Consider the following 18,492-nt stretch of genomic DNA (forward strand, 5'->3'; position numbering starts at 1 on the left):
CCTTCTTCTTCACCGGATGGGATTTGCACCATGAGCGATGCCGGACACGGGTTCGACGACGACATGCAGGCCATCGCTGTGACCGGGCTGGCTTGTCGCTTCCCCGGCGCCGACTCGGCCGAGGAGTTCTGGAACATCCTGCGGGACGGCGTCGATCCCCGTGAGGTGGTCCCCCGGGACGAGTTGCAGCGGGCGGGCAGGCTCGAACGATCCGAGAACGGCTCGCACATCGCCGTACGCAAGCGCTTCGCCGATCCGTCGCTCTTCGACGCGGACTACTTCGGCATGACTCCGGCGGAAGCCACGGTCACCGACCCCCAGCAGCGTTTTCTGCTGGAGACCGCGGTGCACGCGCTGGAGGACGCGGGCCTGGACCCGGCCGCTCCACCCGGCCGGATCGGGGTGTACCTCGGCGTCAACATCTCGGACTACCTGCTGGAGAATCTCCTGCCGCACCCCGAGGTGGTCGAGCCGCTCGGCTTTCATCGGGTCCTGATGGGCAACGACCGCGGCTACACCGCGACCCAGGTCGCATACCGGCTCGGTCTCACCGGGCCGGCCCTCGCGGTGGACTGCGCCTGCTCGTCGAGCCTGGCGGCCGTGCACCACGCCTGCCGCGCCCTTCTGGACTACGAGGCGGACGCGGTCCTCGCCGGTGGTGCCGCCATCAACCCCAATGACATCGGCTACAGCTATACGGAGGGCGGGATCTCCTCGCCCGACGCCTGCTGCCGTCCCTTCTCGGCCGACGCACGGGGGACGGTCTTCTCCAACGGCGTGGGCCTCGTGGTGCTGCGCCGGCTGGAGGACGCCCTGGAGGATGGCGACAGAATCCTCGCGGTCATCCGGGCCAGCGCCATCAACAACGACGGAGCCCACAAGAGCGGATACACCGCGCCGAGCCCGCAGCGACAGGCGGAACTGATCGCCGAGGTGCACCAGCTGGCGGGTGTCACCGCCGACCGTGTCTCCTATGTGGAGGCCCATGGCACCGGTACCCCGCTCGGTGACCCCATCGAGGTCAGTGCGCTCACCCAGGCCTTCCGGCAGACCTCGGACGGGGTCGGCTACTGCGCGATCGGCTCGGTGAAGTCGAACATCGGGCATCTCGATGCGGCGTCAGGGATCGCAGGCCTGATCAAGACGGTGCTGGCTCTGCAGCACCGGACTCTTCCGCCATCACTCGGCTGTGAACGGCCCAACCCGCACATCGACTTCGACACGTCACCGTTCAGGGTCAACACCACACTGCGGCCCTGGGCCGGGCCCGAGCCGCTGCTCGCGGGAGTCAGCTCCTTCGGCGTCGGCGGCACCAACGTGCACCTGCTCGTGGAAGAGGCGCCCACCCCGCCCGCAGCGCCGCGACAGGATGAGATCCACGCGGTCGCGCAGGCATTGCCCTTTTCGGCGAAGTCCGCTGCCTCCTTGACTCTCCTGCAGGACCAGTTACTCGCGCGCGTCCGCACATGCGGCGCCGGCGAGGCGCGCGACGTCGCCGCCGCGCTCGCGAGCCGCCGTAGCCTCCACCCGCTGCGGCGGGCGCTGTTGTGGCGCGGGGACGACGAGCCGGTGGTGCTGGACGTCCAGGCCGTCGATGCCGCGCTCTACGACCGGAATCCGGCGTTCGTACTGACTCAGGGGCATCTCCCCGCCGAGACGATCGACTCGCTGCTCGCACAGCAGCCGGCCTTCCGCGATGCGGTGGAACGGCTGAGCGGGCAACCCCACGCCCGCGCGCGGGAAACGGCGCCCGCTGCCCTGGCCGTGCTGGCGGACCTGGGGATCGCGGCCGTGTGGGCCGAGCACGGGATACGCCCCGGTGCGGTCGTGGCCGACGAAGGACACCGGATCGCGGCCGCCGTACTATGCGGGGTGGTCGCCGCCGCAGACGTGCCCGGCGTGCTTCGGCGCCTGGCGGACGGTGCCGAAGCCCCCCGGGCCCTCGCCGACGTGACCCTCCACCCCGCCGAGATCCCGTGGTACACGACCGACGGCAGCGAGGTCTGCGCGGCCGGACGCGTACCCGGCCCCGCGGTGGTGGCCGGTACCAAAGCCCCGGCGCCGGGACGGCGGACGCTGCCCCCTCGGGTACCGGCGGTGATCGACGTCCTGCCGATCCCCAACCGGCCGGACCTGTCGGATGCCCTTGCCCTGTTCCCCGAGGCGGTCACCGTCACCCCTCCCAAGGAGGCCGGCGTCGGCCACGAGGCTCTGTCGGCGTGCCTGGGGCTGGCGTGGGTGGCGGGACTCGTCCGGGACAGGGCGCGGCTGGCGCGAGTCGCGGGGCCGGGAAGGTTCGTCGAGTTGCCCCGGTATCCCTTCGACCGACGGCGCTACTGGGTGCAGGCCGGTCGCTCCGGCATGACCGTCCGGCCGTCGGAGCACGAGCCGCAGGGCGACGTCGCGGCCGCCGCCCTGGAGCGGACCGCACTGGAGATCTTCGCCGAGGCGCTCGGCACGACCGGCGTGTCGCTGGACGACGACCTGTTCTCGCTGGGCGGCGACTCGTTCCTCGCGACGCGGGTCGTGGCCCTCGCCCGGGCCCGCTGGAAGTGCGCCGTGCCGCTTGGATCCTTCATGGAGGCCCCGACCCCCGGCGGACTGGCCCGGATCGCCGCGGACTCCATATCGGGCGAGGATGACCAGCAGCCGCTGTCGCAGACCGCCGAGGCCGACGACGGGGACGTACCCGCCACCTCGCTGCAGGAGGGCTTCCTCTTCCTGGGCGAGATCCAAGGTGCCGCCGAGGCATTCAACGTGCCGGTCCTGGCGGATCTGCGCGGGCGGCTGGACGTCGACGCGATGCGAGAGGCGGTACGGGATCTCGTCGCGCGGCACGAGACGTTGCGCACGGCGTTCCGCAGGTCCGCCGGCCGTCCGGTGCAGGTGGTCGTGCCGGAGGTGTCGGTGGAGCTGCCCCTCGTGGACGTCAAGGACGAGACGGCTCTGCGGGCGGCTGTCGCGGGGCTTCTCGACAGCACCATCGCCACGGACCGCGCCCCGCTGTTCGTCGCCCAGCTGCTGCGTACCGGCCCCGAGCGGCACGTGCTCGTCTTCGTCCTCCATCACCTGGTCGCGGACGCCACATCAACGGGCATCCTGCTGAGCGACCTCTACGCCTTCTACAATCGTCGGACCGGCGGCGAGGAGCCGTTCCTGCCGGAGATCCACGGGCTTGCCGTGGCACACGCCAAGGCTGAGGCGCGCTGGCTGAAGTCGGCCGAAGCGGACCGTCAGCTCTCCTTCTGGCGACAGGAGATGGCGAGCCTCCCGGCACCGCTGGAGCTGCCCGGCGACCGCCCGCGCCGACCTCAACGGGGATACCAAGGGGCGAAGTCGGTCTTCACTCTGCCGTCGGCGACCGCCGACAGGGTCCGCGAACTCGCCGCGGCCGAGTCGACGACGCCCTTCGTGGTCGTTCTCAGCACCTTCGCCGTGCTGCTGTCCAGGATCTGCGACCAGCAGGACCTGGTGATCGGCTGCCCCATCTCGGGCCGGCACCGCATCGAGACGCACGACCTGATCGGCAACTTCGTGAACACGCTGCCCATCCGGTTCAGGATCGCCGACGATCAGACCTTCCGCTCCCTGCTGCGGGACACGGCACGGCGGGTGGCTCGGGCCATGGACCATCAAGACCTGCCGTTCGAAGTCCTTGCCCGGGAACTGGAACGCACGCACAAGGACGAACGCAACGACTCTGCCGTCTTCCGGGTGCTGTTCAACATGCTCGCCCCCGGCAGCATGGCTCCGGCTCCGCCGGCCGGACTGCAGCTGCGGCCGCTGCCCTTCGACCGCGCGACCAGCCCTTACGAGCTGTCGCTGGACTGGTGGACCGACGACCAGGGAGCGATCGGCGGTCGTCTCGTCCACGACACCGAGCGTTTCACCCGGGCGACGGTGGCCGGCTGGCAGGAGTCGTTCGGATTCCTCCTCGACCAGCTGTGTCAGACCCCTGACACGGCCGTGGACACCTGCGCCGTGGCCCCCGCCGGCGCGGTGGAGCGTACGACGGCCGCGCTGGCCGGGCCGGTCGTCGACGTGCCCGACCTTCCCGTGCACGCCGTCTTCGCGGAACAGGCCGCACGCCACCCGCACCACGTGGCGGTGAGCGACGGACATGACACGCTCACGTACGGGGAACTGGCGCGCCTGTCCGGCGGCCTGGCCGACCTCCTTGCCTCGCAGGGCGTGAGCGCGGGGGCCCGGGTGGGCCTGGCCATGCCGCGTGGCGTGCGGCTGGCCGTGGCGTTGCTCGGGGTGCTGCGCGCAGGCGGTACGGCGGTCGCCTACGACCTGTCCCATCCCCGGCAGCGTCTGTCCGCCATCGCCGAGCACTGCAGGCCCGTACTGACGCTGTGCAACGACGAGCGGGATGCGGTCTTCGTGCGGGAGCTCGGGCAGCCGCTCATGCTCCTGCCGGACTTGTCCGACCTGCCGGTGCGGGACGGAGCGGCCGTGGGTGACGGGGTCGATCCGGAATGCGGCGCGTACGTGACGTACACGAGCGGTACCACGGGGAAGCCCAAGGGGATCCACTTCCCGCACCGGGCACTGACCAATCTGATCCACTGGGAGACCGAGCGCCACACGGTGGCACGCCGTTGGTTGCAGTTCGCGTCCTTCGGTTTCGACGCCGCTTTCCACGAGATGTTCGCCGCCCTGTGCGCCGGCGGTTCGCTGCATGTCGTGGACGAGGAGACCAAACACGATCACGATGCGCTCGCCCAGTTCGTGCTCAGCCATCGGGTGGAGAAGGCCATCGTTCCGGTGTCGCTGATGCAGGCGCTGGCCGCACGTTTCGAGCAGGACCCCGCCGCCTTCAGTTCGCTGCGGGAGATCGCTGTCACGGGTGAGCAACTGCGTCTCAGCGAAGCCATGCTGGGCTTCTTCGAACGGCTCCCGGACTGCCGGCTGATCAACAACTACGGACCTGCCGAGACCCACGTCGTGACATCGTTCGTCTTTCCCGTCCCCCCGCGCGAGTGGCCCCGGTATGCACCGATCGGAAAGCCGCTGCAGAACGTCACCCTGGACATCGTCGGGGCCCGCGCACGCCGGACCGTGCCCTGGGGCAGCGTCGGCGAGCTGGTCATCTCGGGCCCCTGTGTGGCGACGGGTTACCTGGGCGACCAGACGCTGACCGACGAGCGGTTCGTCCGTCTCCCCGGAGGGCGGCGTGCCTACCGCAGTGGGGACCGGACGCAACTACTGCACTCGGGGGACATCGCGTTCCTCGGGCGGGCCGACCAACAGGTCAAGATCCGTGGTGTCCGTGTGGAGATCGGTGAGATCGAAGTCGTCATGCGGGAGGACCCCGGGCTGGCGGATGTGGCTCTGGTGGTACGCGGGACCGAGGGTGATCAGCACATCGCCGCCTATCTCGTTCCCGCGCCAGGGTCCGGGGACGTGGTCGGCAGGATCCGCGGCCGGCTGCGCGAGGCACTCCCGGCTGCCCTGGTGCCGTCGACGTTCACGCTGGTCGAGCAGTTGCCGGTGAACGCGAACGGCAAAGTGGACCCGGCCCGGCTGCCGGCCCCGGGCGCGCAGCCGCCGGTGGCCCGCGCCGCCGGCGAGCCGTCCGAGCACGACGAGATCCTGACCGGGGTTCTGGACGCCTTCCGCCGGATCCTGGAGGCGCCCGGGCTGGACGCGCAGGACGACTTCCTCGATGCCGGTGGACATTCGCTGCTGGCCACCCGGCTGATTCACGCGGTTCGTGAGGCCTTCGGCGTCCGGCTGTCCATCACGGACTTCTACCAATGCGGTACCGCCGAGCGCGTCGCTCGGCTGGTGTCGAGCCGGCAGGTGCTCGGCGCCTCGTATCCGGACGAGGAGGTCCCCGCAGCCGACGCAGAGATCCCGCTGCCTCCCGGTCTCGTCGCGCTCGCCGACCGTCCCGGGGCCGACCGGCAGAAGACGGCCGTCTACGACACAGGGCAACAGCTCGATGCCGCACGGCTGACGGCCGCCGTGGCGGCTGTGCTGGAGTGTCAGCCCGCGCTGCGAACGAGGGTCGTGGGGGCGAGCGACACCGCGCTCGCCGCAGCGGACGCGCCTGATGCCGCGACCGTGACCCGCTACGCACTGCCCCCGCAGGTCACTCCGGCCGACGCGGCGGCCTGGCTGTACGAACAGGGACAGCAGACGGCGATCGATCCTCGCTCGGAGCCGTTGGTCCGGGTGTCCACGCTGGACCTGCCGGACAGCCGTACCCTGCTCGCGGTCACCGTCCATCTGCTGGCCCTCGACGGCCGCGGTCTCGATCACCTGTGCCGTGCCCTGGGCGAGGCCTATTCCATGCCGACCGGCGCCCGAGCACCGGACGACGGCTTCCTGCGTTACCTCACCTGGCGCAACCGGCTTCCGGGCAAGCAACGGGCGTCGAGTGCGGCGGAGCTGTGGCAGCGTCTGCTGGCCCCCCTGCCCGCCAGGCAGGAGACGACAGCGGTCGGGGTGGTGGAACAGCACCGGGCGGAGTGGCAGCCGGACCCGGCGCTCCAGCAGGCGGTGCGGACCCGCTGTGCGCAGCAGCGTACGACGCCGTTCACGCTGCATCTGACGGCGTTCGCGCTGGCGCTGTCGTGGTCGCGGGGCACCAGGTCCGCGTGTCCGGCGGTTCCGCTCGACGGGCGCTTCCACCAGCGGTTCGAGAAGACGGTCGGCGCCTTCGCCAACGTCGTGCCCGTGCCCCTGCTGCTGCCCGCGGAGCAGACCTTGGGGCAGGTGCTGGAGGGTGCGCGGCAGGTTGTCGACCAGGTGCTGGCGGTCAGCGGGGTGCCGTACGCCGATCTGGCCGCGACGCGTCCCGGGCTCGTCGGATTCCTGGATCTGCCCGAGGTGTTCAACTACGCCCGTGACGACGACGAACCCGTCCTGCTCGGTACGAAGCCGCTGCTCGATGTGGGCCCCGACCTGATGGCTCCCGGTCGGCGGCTCCATCTGACGGTGGTCGACAACCCGCAGGCGTTCCGCGTGGTGTTCCGGCACGGCGGCGGCCCGGGCGAGGCACGACTGCTCGCTCTGTACCGGCAGGCCCTGTACGCGCTCGCCTTCGAGCCCGGTGAGTACGTCGGCGCGCTCGACCCGACCGGGGTGCCGGCATGACCTTTACCTTCCGTCTTCTCCCGGGGCATGTGTACCGTGCCCCGGCGACGCGGCGGGCGCAGCCGGGGCCGCCGCCCGCCGCCCGTTCCTCATACGGCCACGGAGCCCAGCTTCTCCACCGCCTGCTCGATGTTCCGGACAGTGCCCGCCGTCATGGCCGGCAGGTTCGGGTGCTCGGCACGGCTGAGGTTGGTCAGGGTACGTCCGGGGCCCACCTCGACGAAGCCCTCGACCTCTTCCCCGGCCAGCAGCTGCAGGGTCTCCTGCCACCGCACCGGCGCGGCGAGCTGTCGGCGCAGAAGTTCGCGTGCCTCCGCCCCCGAGTGCACGTAGCCGGCGGTGACGTTGGCCACCACGGGGACGGCGGGGGTGGCGAAGGCCACCGATTCGAGGCTGAGGCCGAACTCGGCGGCGATGTCATCCATCAGGGAGCAGTGGAAGGGGGCACCGACCTTGAGATCGGCGACGTGGCCGGCGCCCGCCTGCAGGGCAAGCCGGGAGACCTCGTCGATCCCCCTGTCGACGCCGGAAACGACGCTCTGGCGGGCCGAGTTGTGGTTGGCGACCTCGACGACCACGCCGAGCGCTCGCGAGACCTCCACACAGATGTCGTTCACCTGCGGCGCCGGAAGGCCGATGACAGCGGCCATCCGGCCGGGGGTTCGGCGGTTGACCTCCGCCATCAACTGGCCGCGCTTGCGGACCAGTTTCAGGCCGTCGACCCAGTCGAGGACGCCGGCGCAGACCAGGGCGGTGTACTCGCCCAGGCTGTGCCCGGCGACCACGGCGGGCCGGATCCCCTTCTCACGGAGCACGGCCGCGGCTGCCAGGCTCGCCACATAGACGGCCGGCTGGGTCACCGAGGTCTCCCGGAGCGCTTCCGCGTCGCCCTCGAAGCAGAGACTGCTCAGGCCTATTCCCAGAACCTCGTCGGCGGTTTCGAAGTACGGGCGAACTACGTCCGGATACCTCTCGGTCAAATCCAGCCCCATTCCCGACATCTGGGACCCCTGCCCCGGAAAGAGAAAAGCGATTCTGCTCAAGACGACCTCCGTCGGTCGAGAGATGTATTCACCTGCCACGAACCTGCGATCGTCCACCCTACCCGGTGTGCGGATGGGAAACAATCTTGGCAATGCCCAGGCTGAGAAACCTGACCAGAATTTCCGGATCCGAGCCACGCGGATCGCGTAAGGAGAGCTTCACGCTTTTCGTCATGCCGCACGCAGGCGGTTCCGCCACCGGCTATCTTCCCCTGGTGTCTGCTTTTCCCGAGGACTGGCGAATACTGGCCGCCGAACTGCCCGGACGGGGCGCCACGGCGGGACAGCAGCCGTGCGCCACCGTCGAGGAGGCCGCGTCCCGACTGCTGCCCGTCGTGCTTGGCGAAGGTCCAGGCCCCTATGCCGTGCTCGGGCACAGCATGGGTGCCCTGGTCGCCTACGAACTCACGCGGGAACTGGAGCTGAGAGGCCGGCCGCCGACCCTGCTCGCCGTCTCCGCGAGTCCCGCCCCGCACCTTGCCGGCCGCTCCGGGAGATTTCACGGTCCGACATCGGACGAGCAACTCAGAGAATTTCTCCGTGAGGCCGGCGGGACGCCGCAGGAGGCTTTCGAAGAGCCAGAATTGATGAAGTATCTGGTTGACATTCTCCGGATGGACCTCACTATGATGAGCCGCTACGACCGGGGCGTCGAGAAAGTGAGCCGTACACCGATCGCCGCCTATTTCGGGGAATTCGACACCCTGGCGGGGCGGGACGTCATTCTGCCCTGGAGTATGTACTCCGAGAGGTCTGTGACATTCAGGTCCTGGCCGGCCGGTCATTTCTATCCTTTCGAACACCCTCTGACATTCGCTGCGCAACTGGCCCACGACGTCGATGCAGCTGCCGAGAAACCGTCCTCGGCAAGGACGGCACGAGGATGACGGAGAGAACGGAACACCGCGGTATGCCGCAACAGACCCTGCAGAACCCAGTCAAGACCATCGCGCTGGCAGCCCTGCCGCTCTATGTGACCATGATCGCCTCGTCGGCCGGTGCGCTGGTCGACACCGCCGTGCTCGGCCGGCACGACACGGCTTCGCTCGCCGCTCTCGGCGTCACCCTGGCGGTCTACTCGCCGGCAACGGCGACGGTCGCCGGCGCCATGCGCGGAGTGATGCCCTTCGTCGCGGCCAAGGACGACGACCCGGACGCTCTCCTGCCCGTTGTACGCGACGGTATGTGGCTGGGCATCGCCACGGGACTGCTCGGCGCCCTGGCAGTGGCGGCGGTACCACTCATCGGCCGGGCGTCCGGCGTTCCCGACACCACCCTTGCACAGCTCGGGGTTCTGCCGGCGCTTCTCGCCTGCAGCGTGCTGGTGGCCGCCATCGGGAACTCGGCCACATCCACCCTGGTCGGTCTGGGCCGGTCGCGGCTGGTGATGCGCGCGGGCCTGACCGGTACGGCGACGGCCGTCGTGCTCTCGCTCGTCCTGGTGGGCGGTGCCGGGTCTTGGAACGGTCTGGGGGCGCCGGGCGCCGGGATCGCGATGCTGTGCTCCAGTACGATCAGCGCCACGATCGCGCACCTCGCTCTGCGACGCTCGACGATTCTGGCCGGCAGACGGCTGGGACTCGGGCGGCCACACGCCCGCGCGTTGCTGGCCCTGGCCGCGGTCGGGCTGCCGCTCGCCGCGACCGTACTGATCAAGTTCGCCGTCCTCGGCGTGCTCGCCTTCGCCGCCGCCCGGGTGAGCAGCAGCACCGCGGCCGCGCACAGCATCTCCGTCTCCCTGGTGAACGTCATGTTCACCGCCGCCATCGCGATCGGGCAGGCGACGATCCCACTGATGTCCCCGTACCTGAAGACACGCGACGTCGGCGGGGTGCGGCGGGGCGTGACTGCCTCGCTGAAGGTCGCGCTGATCACCGTGATCACGCTGGGCCTCATCGTCCTCCTGTTCCGTTCCTCGGCCGTCTCGCTCTTCACCCATGACCCGAAGCCCCGCGACCTGGTCATCGGGATGATCCCGCTGATCCTCGTCGTGGTCATGACCGACGCACTGCAGGCGGTACTCGGGTTCGGGTTGATCGCCATCAAGGACACGGTGCCGAGCCTCGCCGTCTTCGCCGTGTGCTACGGGGCGCTCGCCCTGGTGGCGGTCCCGGTCGCCGCCGCGGGCGGGCTGTCCGGGCTCTGGACCGCCCTGGCGTGCGCCAACGTCTTGCTGTGCGTCGGACAGGCGTGGTTCTTCCATCAGCGCAGCGGCAGGTTGCCAGATCGCGCTCTGGCTTCCGCATAGACAACGACAAGCGAAGGACGTCGACAGCACATGACTGAGACTCAGGACACACATCACCTCACGGCCGCCGAGTTGCGGCCGCTGATCAGGAAGATCTGGGAAGAGGTTCTCCAGCACACAGACTTCACCGACGACGACCGCTTCTTCTCCCTGCCCGGCGGGAACTCCCTCACCGCCGTCCAGGTCATGGTCGTACTCGGCCGGGAAACGGGGAGCAAACTGCCGATGCGTCTGATCATTCGACACAAGTCGGTGGCGGAACTGGCCGCGGCCATAGCCGAACAGGCGGGCCGATGACCCTCGGGGCCGGTACCGAGGGGGCGTCGACCGTGGCCAGGCTGATGGCTGACGTGCTCGACGTCGACCGGGTGGGGCCCGACGACAGCTTCTACGACTTCGGGGGGACGTCGCTGCAGGCCATGCGCTTGTGCATCCGTCTCGAACGGGAGACCGGCCTCTCTGCGCAGCCGGTGGACGTGTTTGAACACCACGTACTGCGCGACCTGGTCGCCTGGTTGTCGTCGCGGCAGGAGGCCGCTCATGACTGAGCCGACCCATCCTATGGAGCTGCTCCATGCCGCAGTGGGTCACCAGGCTCTGGTCCGGCCCACGGCGACGGCACTGATCCATCGGGGCGAGCACATCGCCTACCGAACCTTGGACAGGGCCGCGGACACCTACGCCGCCGCACTCGCCGACCGAGGAGTGGGACCGGGGCACATCGTGCCGCTGCTGCTGCCGCGCTCGCCTGAGCTGGTCGCCCTCCAACTCGCGCTCCTCAAACGGGGCGCGGCGTACGCCGGCGTCGACCCCCGGTGGCCCGCCCGGCGGCTGGAGGCCGTGTTCGACCTGCTCGGCGACCGGCACCCGCTCGTCGTGGCGGACGGCTCTCCGGCCGGGCTTCGGGCCCCGCTGCTGAGCGTGGGCCTCGGAGATCTGCGCCGGGCGGCCGAAGACCGGCCTCGGGCCGCCGGACCCGCCGCCGAGGTGACGGCTGACGCTCCCGCCGCGGTGATCTTCACCTCGGGGACGACCGGTGTACCGAAGGGTGTGGTGCTCGCGCACCGGGCGATGACCCGGATGTTCCGCGAAGTCCCCCCTCCCGGCTTCGGCGCTGGTCACGTCATGCCCCAGGCGGCGCCGCCGTGGTGGGACATGTACGCGTACGAGCTGTTCGGCCAGCTGACGACCGGCGGCACCTCCGTGCTCGTGGACGGGGACCACCTGCTGCCCGGGACGCTGCGCCGCCTGATCCAGGACGGCGTGACGACCCTGCGCCTGACCACCACCCTGTTCCACCTCTTCGTCGACGAGGACCCGACCTGCTTCACCGGCCTGAGACAGGTGTTCGTGGGAGGCGAACGCCTCTCCCCGCACCATGTGCGCACCTTCCTCAGCCGTCACCCCGACGTGGGTCTCACCAATGGCTACGGCCCTGCGGAAAGCTGCATGCACGCCACGTCGCACCCCGTGCGCATCCAGGACTGCGACCGTGAGGCCGGTATTCCCCTGGGCACCCCCGTGCCCTTCACCACGGTGGCCGTGGTCGGACCGGAGGGGGAGGTGTGCCCGCCTGGCCGTACCGGCGAGATACACCTCGCGGGGCAAGGGCTCGCGCTCGGATACCTGGGCGAGCCGGAGTTGACCGCTCGCAGCTTCGTCACCGTCGAACTCGAGAGCCGGCAGGTGCGGGCCTATCGCACCGGCGATCTCGGTCACCTGGACGAGACGGGGACACTGCACTTCCATGGCCGCACCGACCGGCAGCTGAAGGTCCGCGGACACCGGGTGGAGGCGGCCGAGATCGAAGCCCTCGCCTCGTCGGTCGCCGGGGTCCGCAGCAGCACGGCCGTCGGGATCACCGCCGCCGACGGCTCCGTCACCGGTACCGCCCTGTTCTACACCCGCGTCCCCGGCACCCCGCCCGCCGCCGGAGGAACGGAGAGCGATCCACTGGCGCTCAGGGAACAGTTGGCCGGGCTCCTGCCCGACTACCTCCTCCCGGCATCGGTCCGGGTGGTCGACGGCTTCCCTCTCACCCCGAACGGAAAGCTCGACCGCACAGCTCTGAACCTCCTTGTCCGTCCCGGACCGCGCCCGGCGCGGCCGACAGCGACCGCGACCGCCGAACGCACGAAGGGAGAGTAGATCGTGACCAGCCACATCGAAGACGCCTCCCGCACCGCGCGGGGCGGGCGCCCGAGGGCATACCCGGTGACCCGTGAACAGGAGGCAATCTGGCTCAACGACGCCTTCACCGAAGGCCGCTCAAGGTACACGGTGCTCTGGGCGCATCGGCTGTGCGGTGACGTCGACCCGGACGCCGTGGAGTGGGCCATCGACCAACTGGTCGCACGGCATGAGGCGTTACGCACCCGGTTCGTCATAGAGCCCGAGGGCCTTCGCCAGATCGTCGACGCCGAGGCACGCAGCCGCATGGAACGGGTGGTCTGTCCGCCAGGCGGACTGGATGAAGAACTCAGGGAGTTGGCGACCGGAACGCTGGATCTCACCCGAGGGCCCATACGCGCCACTCTGGTGCAGGCCGGACCGCAGGAGTGGGCCGTCTCCCTCCTGATCCACCACCTCGTCATGGACGACTGGTCCCTCGCCCTCCTGGACAAGGAGTTCAGCCACTTCTACCGCGCCCATCGCGCGGGGGGAATCGAAAGCGCGCAGGACCTTCTGCCGCCGGCGCCGCAACTCGGCCCCTACGCGGCCCGGCAGCAGACACACGCCGTGGACGAGGACGCGTTGCGCCACTGGTGCGATCGCCTGCGAGACCTGCCGGAGAGCTCGACCGTCCGGCCCGACCGTCCTCGCCCGGTGGAACTCGGTCACGGGGGCGGCCGGATCCCGTTCCGGGTTCCCACGCAGGTGGCCGAGGCGGTACGGGCATTCGCCCGAGCCACACGCGCCACACCCTTCACCGTCCTCGCCGCCGTCGCCACCGCACTGGTGCACCGGCACGGCAGCGTCGACGACGTGGTCCTGGGGACCCCCGTCTCGCGGCGCGGCGGTGCGGACCTGGACGGGCTGGTGGGTTGCCTCAGCGACTTGTTGCCCCTGCGCGTGAGAATGGCCGCCGACATTCCCTTCCGCGACCTGGTGACGACGGCCCGCAATGAGGTACTGGAGCTGATGCGGTACCGGGACGTGCCGTTCTCGGAGCTGGTGAGGCGGACCGTCACCGGGGAGGATCGCAGCAGGTTCCCCGTGTTCCAGGTGGTCGTGACCGTCAACGACAGCCATGACGAGGGACTGGACCTGCCCGGCGTCACAACCGAGCGTCTTCATGTGCACCCGGGCACCACCAAGTTCGATCTGTGCTTCGACCTCGCGGCCGACACCGACGGCTTCCGGGGGTTCCTCGACTACGCCACGGACCTGTACGAGCCCGACACCGCCCGGCGTATCGCGCACCGGTACTGCCGCCTGCTGGAGTCGGCGATGGCGGATCCGGACCTGCCGCTCGACGAACTCGACATGCTGCCCGCCGACGAACTGGCCCTGGTGACCGACGCCTGGGCTCAGGCTCCCGCCGCCCCGCGACCTCCCGCCCTCGTCCACGAGGCGTTCGAGACGCAGCGTCGCAGGACGCCGCAGGCTCCGGCCGCCGTCTGGCGCGACCGGCAACTGACGTACGAGGAGCTGGGAGCCGCGTCGGACGCCCTTGCCCGCTCCCTCGCCGGGACCGGCAGCCGCGGTCAGGCCGTGGGCATCCTGATGGAACGCTCCCTCGACATGGTCGTGGCCGTCCTCGCGGTGCTGAAGTCAGGGGCGCCGTACGTGCCGCTGGATCCGGCCTATCCGCCGGACCGGCTCGCCTACATGATCCAGGACAGCGCTCTGCACACGCTGCTCACCCAGCCGTCCCTCCAGGACCGCTGCGCAGTGCCCGAGACGGGTTCTCCAGCCGCAGGACTGGCAGGGCTCCCCAGAGGCTGCCCGACAGCAGGCGGAACCACCCGCTGTGGGACCTGACGATCTGGCCTATCTCATGTACACGTCCGGCTCCACCGGCATTCCCAAGGGGGTCGCCATGCCGCACGGCGCGGTGGCCGGCCTGGTGGACTGGCAATGCCGGGACTCGGCGGCCGGCCCGGGCGACCGCACTCTGCAGTTCTCGGCGCTCAGTTTCGACGCCTCCTACCTGGAGTTCTTCAGCACCTGGTCGACCGGCGGCACACTCGTCATCATCGACGCGGAGGACCGTACGGACTACGACGCCCTGCTGTCGGTCATCGCCGAACAACAGGTGATGCGGATCTTCCTGCCGTTCGTGGCCCTGCAGAGCATCGCCACCTACGCCACCGCGATGGACTTGCCGACACCCGCCCTGAAGGAGTGCATCACCGCAGGCGAACAGCTGCACGTCACCCCCGCGATTCGAGAGTTCTTCGCTCGGCTCGACGGTGGCACGCTGTTCAACCAATACGGTCCGACGGAGACGCACAGTGTCAGTTCCCTGCGTCTGGACGGTGATCCCGCCTCCTGGCCACTCATGCCCACGGTGGGATTTCCCATCAACGGCGCTCAGGTCTACATCCTCGACGACCGTCTGCGGCCACAGCCGGCGGGAGTGCCGGGCGAGCTGTGCGTCTCCGGCCCTCCGGTGTCCCACGGCTACTGGCGACGCCCCGATCTGACCGCCGAGAAGTTCGTCCCGCATCCCCTTCCGGGCCGGACCGGCACGTTGTACCGAACGGGTGACGTCGCCAGGTTCCTTCCTGATGGGAGCATCGAGTTCTTCGGGCGCAAGGACGGCATGGTCAAGATCCGGGGGTACCGGGTCGAACTCGGCGAGGTGGAGGCCCGGTTGCGATCCGTCCCCGGTGTGGCCGACGCCGCAATCGTCGTGCAGGCGGTGGGCATCGGGGACACCCGGCTGGCCGCTTACTACCGGCCCAGCACGTCACCGGGTCCCGGCTCCTCGGAGGTGCGCCGGGTGCTCGCCGAAAGCCTCCCCGACTACATGCTCCCGTCCGTGTACCTGCCGGTGGAGGACGAGTTCCCGCGCACGCCCAGCGGAAAGGTCGACCGCCTCGCTCTCGCCCGGTCGTCCACGGCGCAGTCCTGAAGTCCTGCTGAAACGCACGAACCAAACAGCGAATCAAACGGAGTGCACACTCATGGCTTTTGCAGTCGAACCTGCCGTCTCTGATCTGAAATCCGACTACGACCGGGAGGGCTGGTGCAAGATACCCCACCGTTTCGACGACGACACGATCGGTCTGCTCCGCGAGCGCATCGACTCCATCTGCAGCCGGCGCCGACCGGAAGTCGTGTACGAGAAGGACGGAGAGACGGTCCGCGCCGTCCACGGATGCCATGCCTTCGACGACGTCTGCGCGGCGCTCGTGCGGCATCCGCAACTGGTGTCACTGGCGGAGGCTCTGCTGGGCGGCCCGGTCTACGTGTACCAGTTCAAGGTGAACCTGAAGCAGGCTCACGAGGGTGCCGCGTGGCCGTGGCACCAGGACTTCGCCTTCTGGAGCGAGGAAGACGGCATGCCGCGGCCCGACGCCGTCAACATCGCCGTATCCCTGGATGATGTGCACGAGGACAACGGGCCCCTTGTCGTCATCCCCGGATCGCACACCCTGGGACTGCTCGATCTGCCCGCGATGGCGGACAAGGACGACAGGAACGGCTGGATGCAGCACGTGTCGGCCGACCTTACCTACACGGTGACCGGATCCAGGGCGGAATCGCTCGCCCGCGAGCACGGGAAGGTCCTGATCACGGGGCGAGCGGGATCGCTCCACGCGTTCCATCCCAGCATCGTCCACTCCTCGTCCAACAACCTCTCGGCTGACCGCCGCGCCCTGCTTCTGATCACGTACAACGCGGTCGCCAATGCTCCCGCACATCCCATGCGCCCGAAATTCCTCGTCGAACGGGACTCCACGGCGACGACTCCCAGCAGCGACGGGCGTCTCAGGCTCGTCCCCGTCCGATAGCTGAGCGGGACGACGGTTCCGCCCCTCTGCGCCCCGGCCCCGACAGCCCCTGGAGAGACCCATGTCGAGTAGCCCCTTCGATGACCCGGACGGCACCTTCGCAGTGCTCGTGAACGCCGAGAACCAGCATTCCCTGTGGCCCGCCTTCGCCGCAGTACCGGCGGGCTGGAACGTCGTTCACCCGCCGAGCAGCAGGGAGTCCTGCCTTGCGTACGTCACCCGGCACTGGACGGATCAGCGTCCACAGAGCCTCACGAGGAGTACGCCGTGACCATCCGTGACGACCGCGCCCCGCTCGTCCCCGACGACGTGGTCTGGACGGTGGACGACGGTGTCGTCGGCCACCGCCGCTCGCTCCTGGTGCTCCCGCACGCGGGCGGCAACGCTCACAACTACGCGCAGTGGCGGGAGCCGCTGTCCGACGACGTCCGGCTGCTGATCGGCCAGTACCCGGGACGCGGTGCCCGGTTCAGCGAGTCCCTGCCGCGTGATATCGGCGAGCTGGCCGAGCCGGTGCTGCACTGTCTTCCGGACGACACCGACGATCTGGTGATCCTGGGCCACAGCATGGGTTCTCTCGTTGCCTTTGAGATCGCCCGGGCACTCACCCGGCAGGGACGGCCTCCGCGTGCCCTGATCGCCTCCGCTTGCCGGTCACCGTTCCTGCCGAACCCCAGTCCCGTGCACGCGGAGAAACTCACGGACGACGAACTGGTCGCCGCGATCGAAGCCCGTGGGGGAACCGATCACGCCATCCTGAACGAGCCTGAGCTCCGCGAGATCATCCTCCCCGCGATCCGCGCCGACTTCGCCATTGACGACCGGTACCGGTTCTCCGACGAGACGGCACGACTGCACTGCCCCATCCTCGCCATCGGCGGCGCGGACGACCCGATCGTGCCGGCCGAGGCACTCGCGCGGTGGTCCGAGGTGACCGACGGGCCCGCCTCGACGGAATTCCTCCCGGGCGGCCACTTCTACTTTCAGCAGCAGTCAGATGCGTTCATCGCGATCGTCCAGGCAGTGATCGACGGGGCGCCTGTCCTGCACGAGTGAACCCGACCGGCCCATTTTCAGGAGGTAGTCCGATGCCAGGACGCATCAGAATCTCGCCCACCGGCCTCGACGTCCGCCGGGCGCCGGGGAAAACACCCCTCGTCCGCACGGCCCCCTGCCGTGACATCACCGCGGCAGCGGACTGGCTGGCGGCGCACCGGACGCAGATCAGGCAGGAGTTGCTGCGGTCGGGGGCCCTCATGCTGCGCGGCCTGGGTTTCCGCGACACCGCAGGCTTCGCGCGCCTGCGCGATGTGCTGATACCCCGGTCGGCGGGTTACAAGGAGAAAGCCACCCCCCGCACCGAACTCGGCGAGGGCGTCTTCTCCTCCACCGATCTCCCCGCCATGCAACCGATCCGGCTGCACAACGAAAACAGCTACACACTGGACTTCCCCGGCACCCTTCTTTTCGGCTGCATCACCGCCCCCGAGGAGGGCGGAGCCACGACCGTGGGCGACATGCGCGAGGCGCTGCGCCGGATACCGGAGCACCTGCGGGCCGGTTTCGAGGCCACCGGCTGGCTGCTGGTGCGCAACTACTCGGAACTTGCCGGTCTGCCATGGCAGCAGACGTTCTCCACCGAGGACCCGGCGGCGGTGGAGGCATACTGCAAGGCCCACATGATCGGTCACGAATGGCTGCCCGATGGCTCGTTGCGCACACAGCAGCGCCGCTCCGCGATCGTCTCCCACCCGGTCACCGGCGAGAAGGTGTGGTTCAACCACTTCGCCTTCTGGAGCCAGTGGGCGCTGGACGCGGAGGTCCGTGACGTCCTCGTGGAGACATACGGCGAGGACGGCCTGCCCTTCGACACCTTCCTCGGGAATTCCTCCCGCCTGAGCCGGGAGGACGTCGAGTCGCTCACCGCCGTGTACGACGAGGTGACGGTCCGGGAGGAATGGCAGCCGGGCGACCTCCTCCTCGTGGACAACATCCTGTGCGCCCATGGCCGGGAGGCATTCCGCGGCGACCGCCGGATCGTGGTGGCCATGGGCGATCCGGTCAGGCTCGAGGATTGCCACCCCGTGACCGAGCCGTCGACGACGGCTCTCGACGACTGACCGGAGGAACG

General features: G+C 69.5%; 13 protein-coding genes. 12 read left to right on the forward strand and 1 reads right to left on the reverse strand.

Going from position 1 to position 18,492, the window contains the following annotated elements; translation table 11 throughout:
* Positions 1 to 30 precede the first annotated feature (30 nt).
* Entirely contained in the window at positions 31 to 7,107 is a 7,077-nt protein-coding gene (locus ACFY04_RS28920) for an amino acid adenylation domain-containing protein (RefSeq protein WP_389121082.1), read from the forward strand.
* An 89-nt stretch (positions 7,108 to 7,196) separates the two neighbouring features.
* Here ACFY04_RS28920 and fabD read toward each other — a convergent pair whose 3' ends face one another.
* Positions 7,197 to 8,207 (reverse strand): ACP S-malonyltransferase, encoded by a 1,011-nt coding sequence (gene fabD / locus ACFY04_RS28925; RefSeq protein WP_389121083.1) that lies wholly within the window; start codon positions 8,205 to 8,207, stop codon positions 7,197 to 7,199.
* 35 nt (positions 8,208 to 8,242) lie between these two features.
* Here fabD and ACFY04_RS28930 point away from each other — a divergent pair, with 35 nt between their 5' ends.
* From ACFY04_RS28930 to ACFY04_RS28980, 11 genes are all read left to right on the forward strand, one after another.
* Positions 8,243 to 9,037: a thioesterase II family protein gene (locus ACFY04_RS28930; RefSeq protein ID WP_389121086.1), complete on the forward strand. Its 795-nt coding sequence runs from the start codon at positions 8,243 to 8,245 to the stop codon at positions 9,035 to 9,037.
* Positions 9,034 to 10,398 (forward strand): MATE family efflux transporter, encoded by a 1,365-nt coding sequence (locus ACFY04_RS28935; protein ID WP_389121088.1) that lies wholly within the window; start codon positions 9,034 to 9,036, stop codon positions 10,396 to 10,398. Before ACFY04_RS28930 ends, ACFY04_RS28935 begins: the two co-directional genes overlap by 4 nt.
* Positions 10,399 to 10,428: 30 nt before the next feature.
* Positions 10,429 to 10,695, forward strand: a complete 267-nt coding sequence (locus tag ACFY04_RS28940; RefSeq protein WP_389121091.1) for an acyl carrier protein — start codon at positions 10,429 to 10,431, stop codon at positions 10,693 to 10,695.
* Complete coding sequence (locus ACFY04_RS28945; RefSeq protein ID WP_389121094.1) at positions 10,692 to 10,946, forward strand: phosphopantetheine-binding protein; 255 nt, start codon at positions 10,692 to 10,694, stop codon at positions 10,944 to 10,946. The genes ACFY04_RS28940 and ACFY04_RS28945 overlap by 4 nt, the downstream gene beginning before the upstream one ends.
* A 34-nt stretch (positions 10,947 to 10,980) precedes the next feature.
* The gene (locus ACFY04_RS28950) at positions 10,981 to 12,546 is read left to right on the forward strand and encodes an amino acid adenylation domain-containing protein (RefSeq protein ID WP_389121097.1); all 1,566 of its coding nucleotides are present in this window, start codon (positions 10,981 to 10,983) and stop codon (positions 12,544 to 12,546) included.
* Between the two features lie 3 nt (positions 12,547 to 12,549).
* On the forward strand, positions 12,550 to 14,382 hold the full coding sequence (locus tag ACFY04_RS28955; protein ID WP_389121099.1) for a condensation domain-containing protein: 1,833 nt from the start codon (positions 12,550 to 12,552) through the stop codon (positions 14,380 to 14,382).
* Positions 14,372 to 15,478 (forward strand): AMP-binding protein, encoded by a 1,107-nt coding sequence (locus tag ACFY04_RS28960; RefSeq protein ID WP_389121101.1) that lies wholly within the window; start codon positions 14,372 to 14,374, stop codon positions 15,476 to 15,478. Before ACFY04_RS28955 ends, ACFY04_RS28960 begins: the two co-directional genes overlap by 11 nt.
* 52 nt (positions 15,479 to 15,530) lie before the next feature.
* Positions 15,531 to 16,361 carry a phytanoyl-CoA dioxygenase family protein gene (locus ACFY04_RS28965; protein ID WP_389121104.1) on the forward strand — a complete coding sequence of 277 codons (831 nt, stop codon included), beginning with the start codon at positions 15,531 to 15,533 and terminating at the stop codon, positions 16,359 to 16,361.
* A gap of 61 nt (positions 16,362 to 16,422) precedes the next feature.
* On the forward strand, positions 16,423 to 16,632 hold the full coding sequence (locus tag ACFY04_RS28970) for an MbtH family protein (RefSeq protein ID WP_389121106.1): 210 nt from the start codon (positions 16,423 to 16,425) through the stop codon (positions 16,630 to 16,632).
* Positions 16,629 to 17,417, forward strand: a complete 789-nt coding sequence (locus tag ACFY04_RS28975) for a thioesterase II family protein (RefSeq protein WP_389121107.1) — start codon at positions 16,629 to 16,631, stop codon at positions 17,415 to 17,417. The genes ACFY04_RS28970 and ACFY04_RS28975 overlap by 4 nt, the downstream gene beginning before the upstream one ends.
* 32 nt (positions 17,418 to 17,449) lie before the next feature.
* Positions 17,450 to 18,481 (forward strand): TauD/TfdA family dioxygenase, encoded by a 1,032-nt coding sequence (locus tag ACFY04_RS28980; RefSeq protein WP_389121110.1) that lies wholly within the window; start codon positions 17,450 to 17,452, stop codon positions 18,479 to 18,481.
* Positions 18,482 to 18,492 lie beyond the last annotated feature (11 nt).

The organism is Streptomyces sp. NPDC001549 (genome assembly GCF_042894025.1).
In the GTDB taxonomy this organism is placed as follows: Bacteria; Actinomycetota; Actinomycetes; order Streptomycetales; family Streptomycetaceae; genus Streptomyces; species Streptomyces kutzneri.

What these genes read in the sequence shown, in the direction of transcription:
- ACFY04_RS28930 (WP_389121086.1), top strand. Translation starts at nt 8,243, where the DNA reads ATGCCCAGGCTGAGAAACCTGACCAGAATTTCCGGATCCGAGCCACGC.
- ACFY04_RS28965 (WP_389121104.1), top strand. Translation starts at nt 15,531, where the DNA reads ATGGCTTTTGCAGTCGAACCTGCCGTCTCTGATCTGAAATCCGACTAC.
- ACFY04_RS28920 (WP_389121082.1), top strand. Translation starts at nt 31, where the DNA reads ATGAGCGATGCCGGACACGGGTTCGACGACGACATGCAGGCCATCGCT.
- ACFY04_RS28970 (WP_389121106.1), top strand. Translation starts at nt 16,423, where the DNA reads ATGTCGAGTAGCCCCTTCGATGACCCGGACGGCACCTTCGCAGTGCTC.
- ACFY04_RS28940 (WP_389121091.1), top strand. Translation starts at nt 10,429, where the DNA reads ATGACTGAGACTCAGGACACACATCACCTCACGGCCGCCGAGTTGCGG.
- ACFY04_RS28935 (WP_389121088.1), top strand. Translation starts at nt 9,034, where the DNA reads ATGACGGAGAGAACGGAACACCGCGGTATGCCGCAACAGACCCTGCAG.
- ACFY04_RS28945 (WP_389121094.1), top strand. Translation starts at nt 10,692, where the DNA reads ATGACCCTCGGGGCCGGTACCGAGGGGGCGTCGACCGTGGCCAGGCTG.
- ACFY04_RS28980 (WP_389121110.1), top strand. Translation starts at nt 17,450, where the DNA reads ATGCCAGGACGCATCAGAATCTCGCCCACCGGCCTCGACGTCCGCCGG.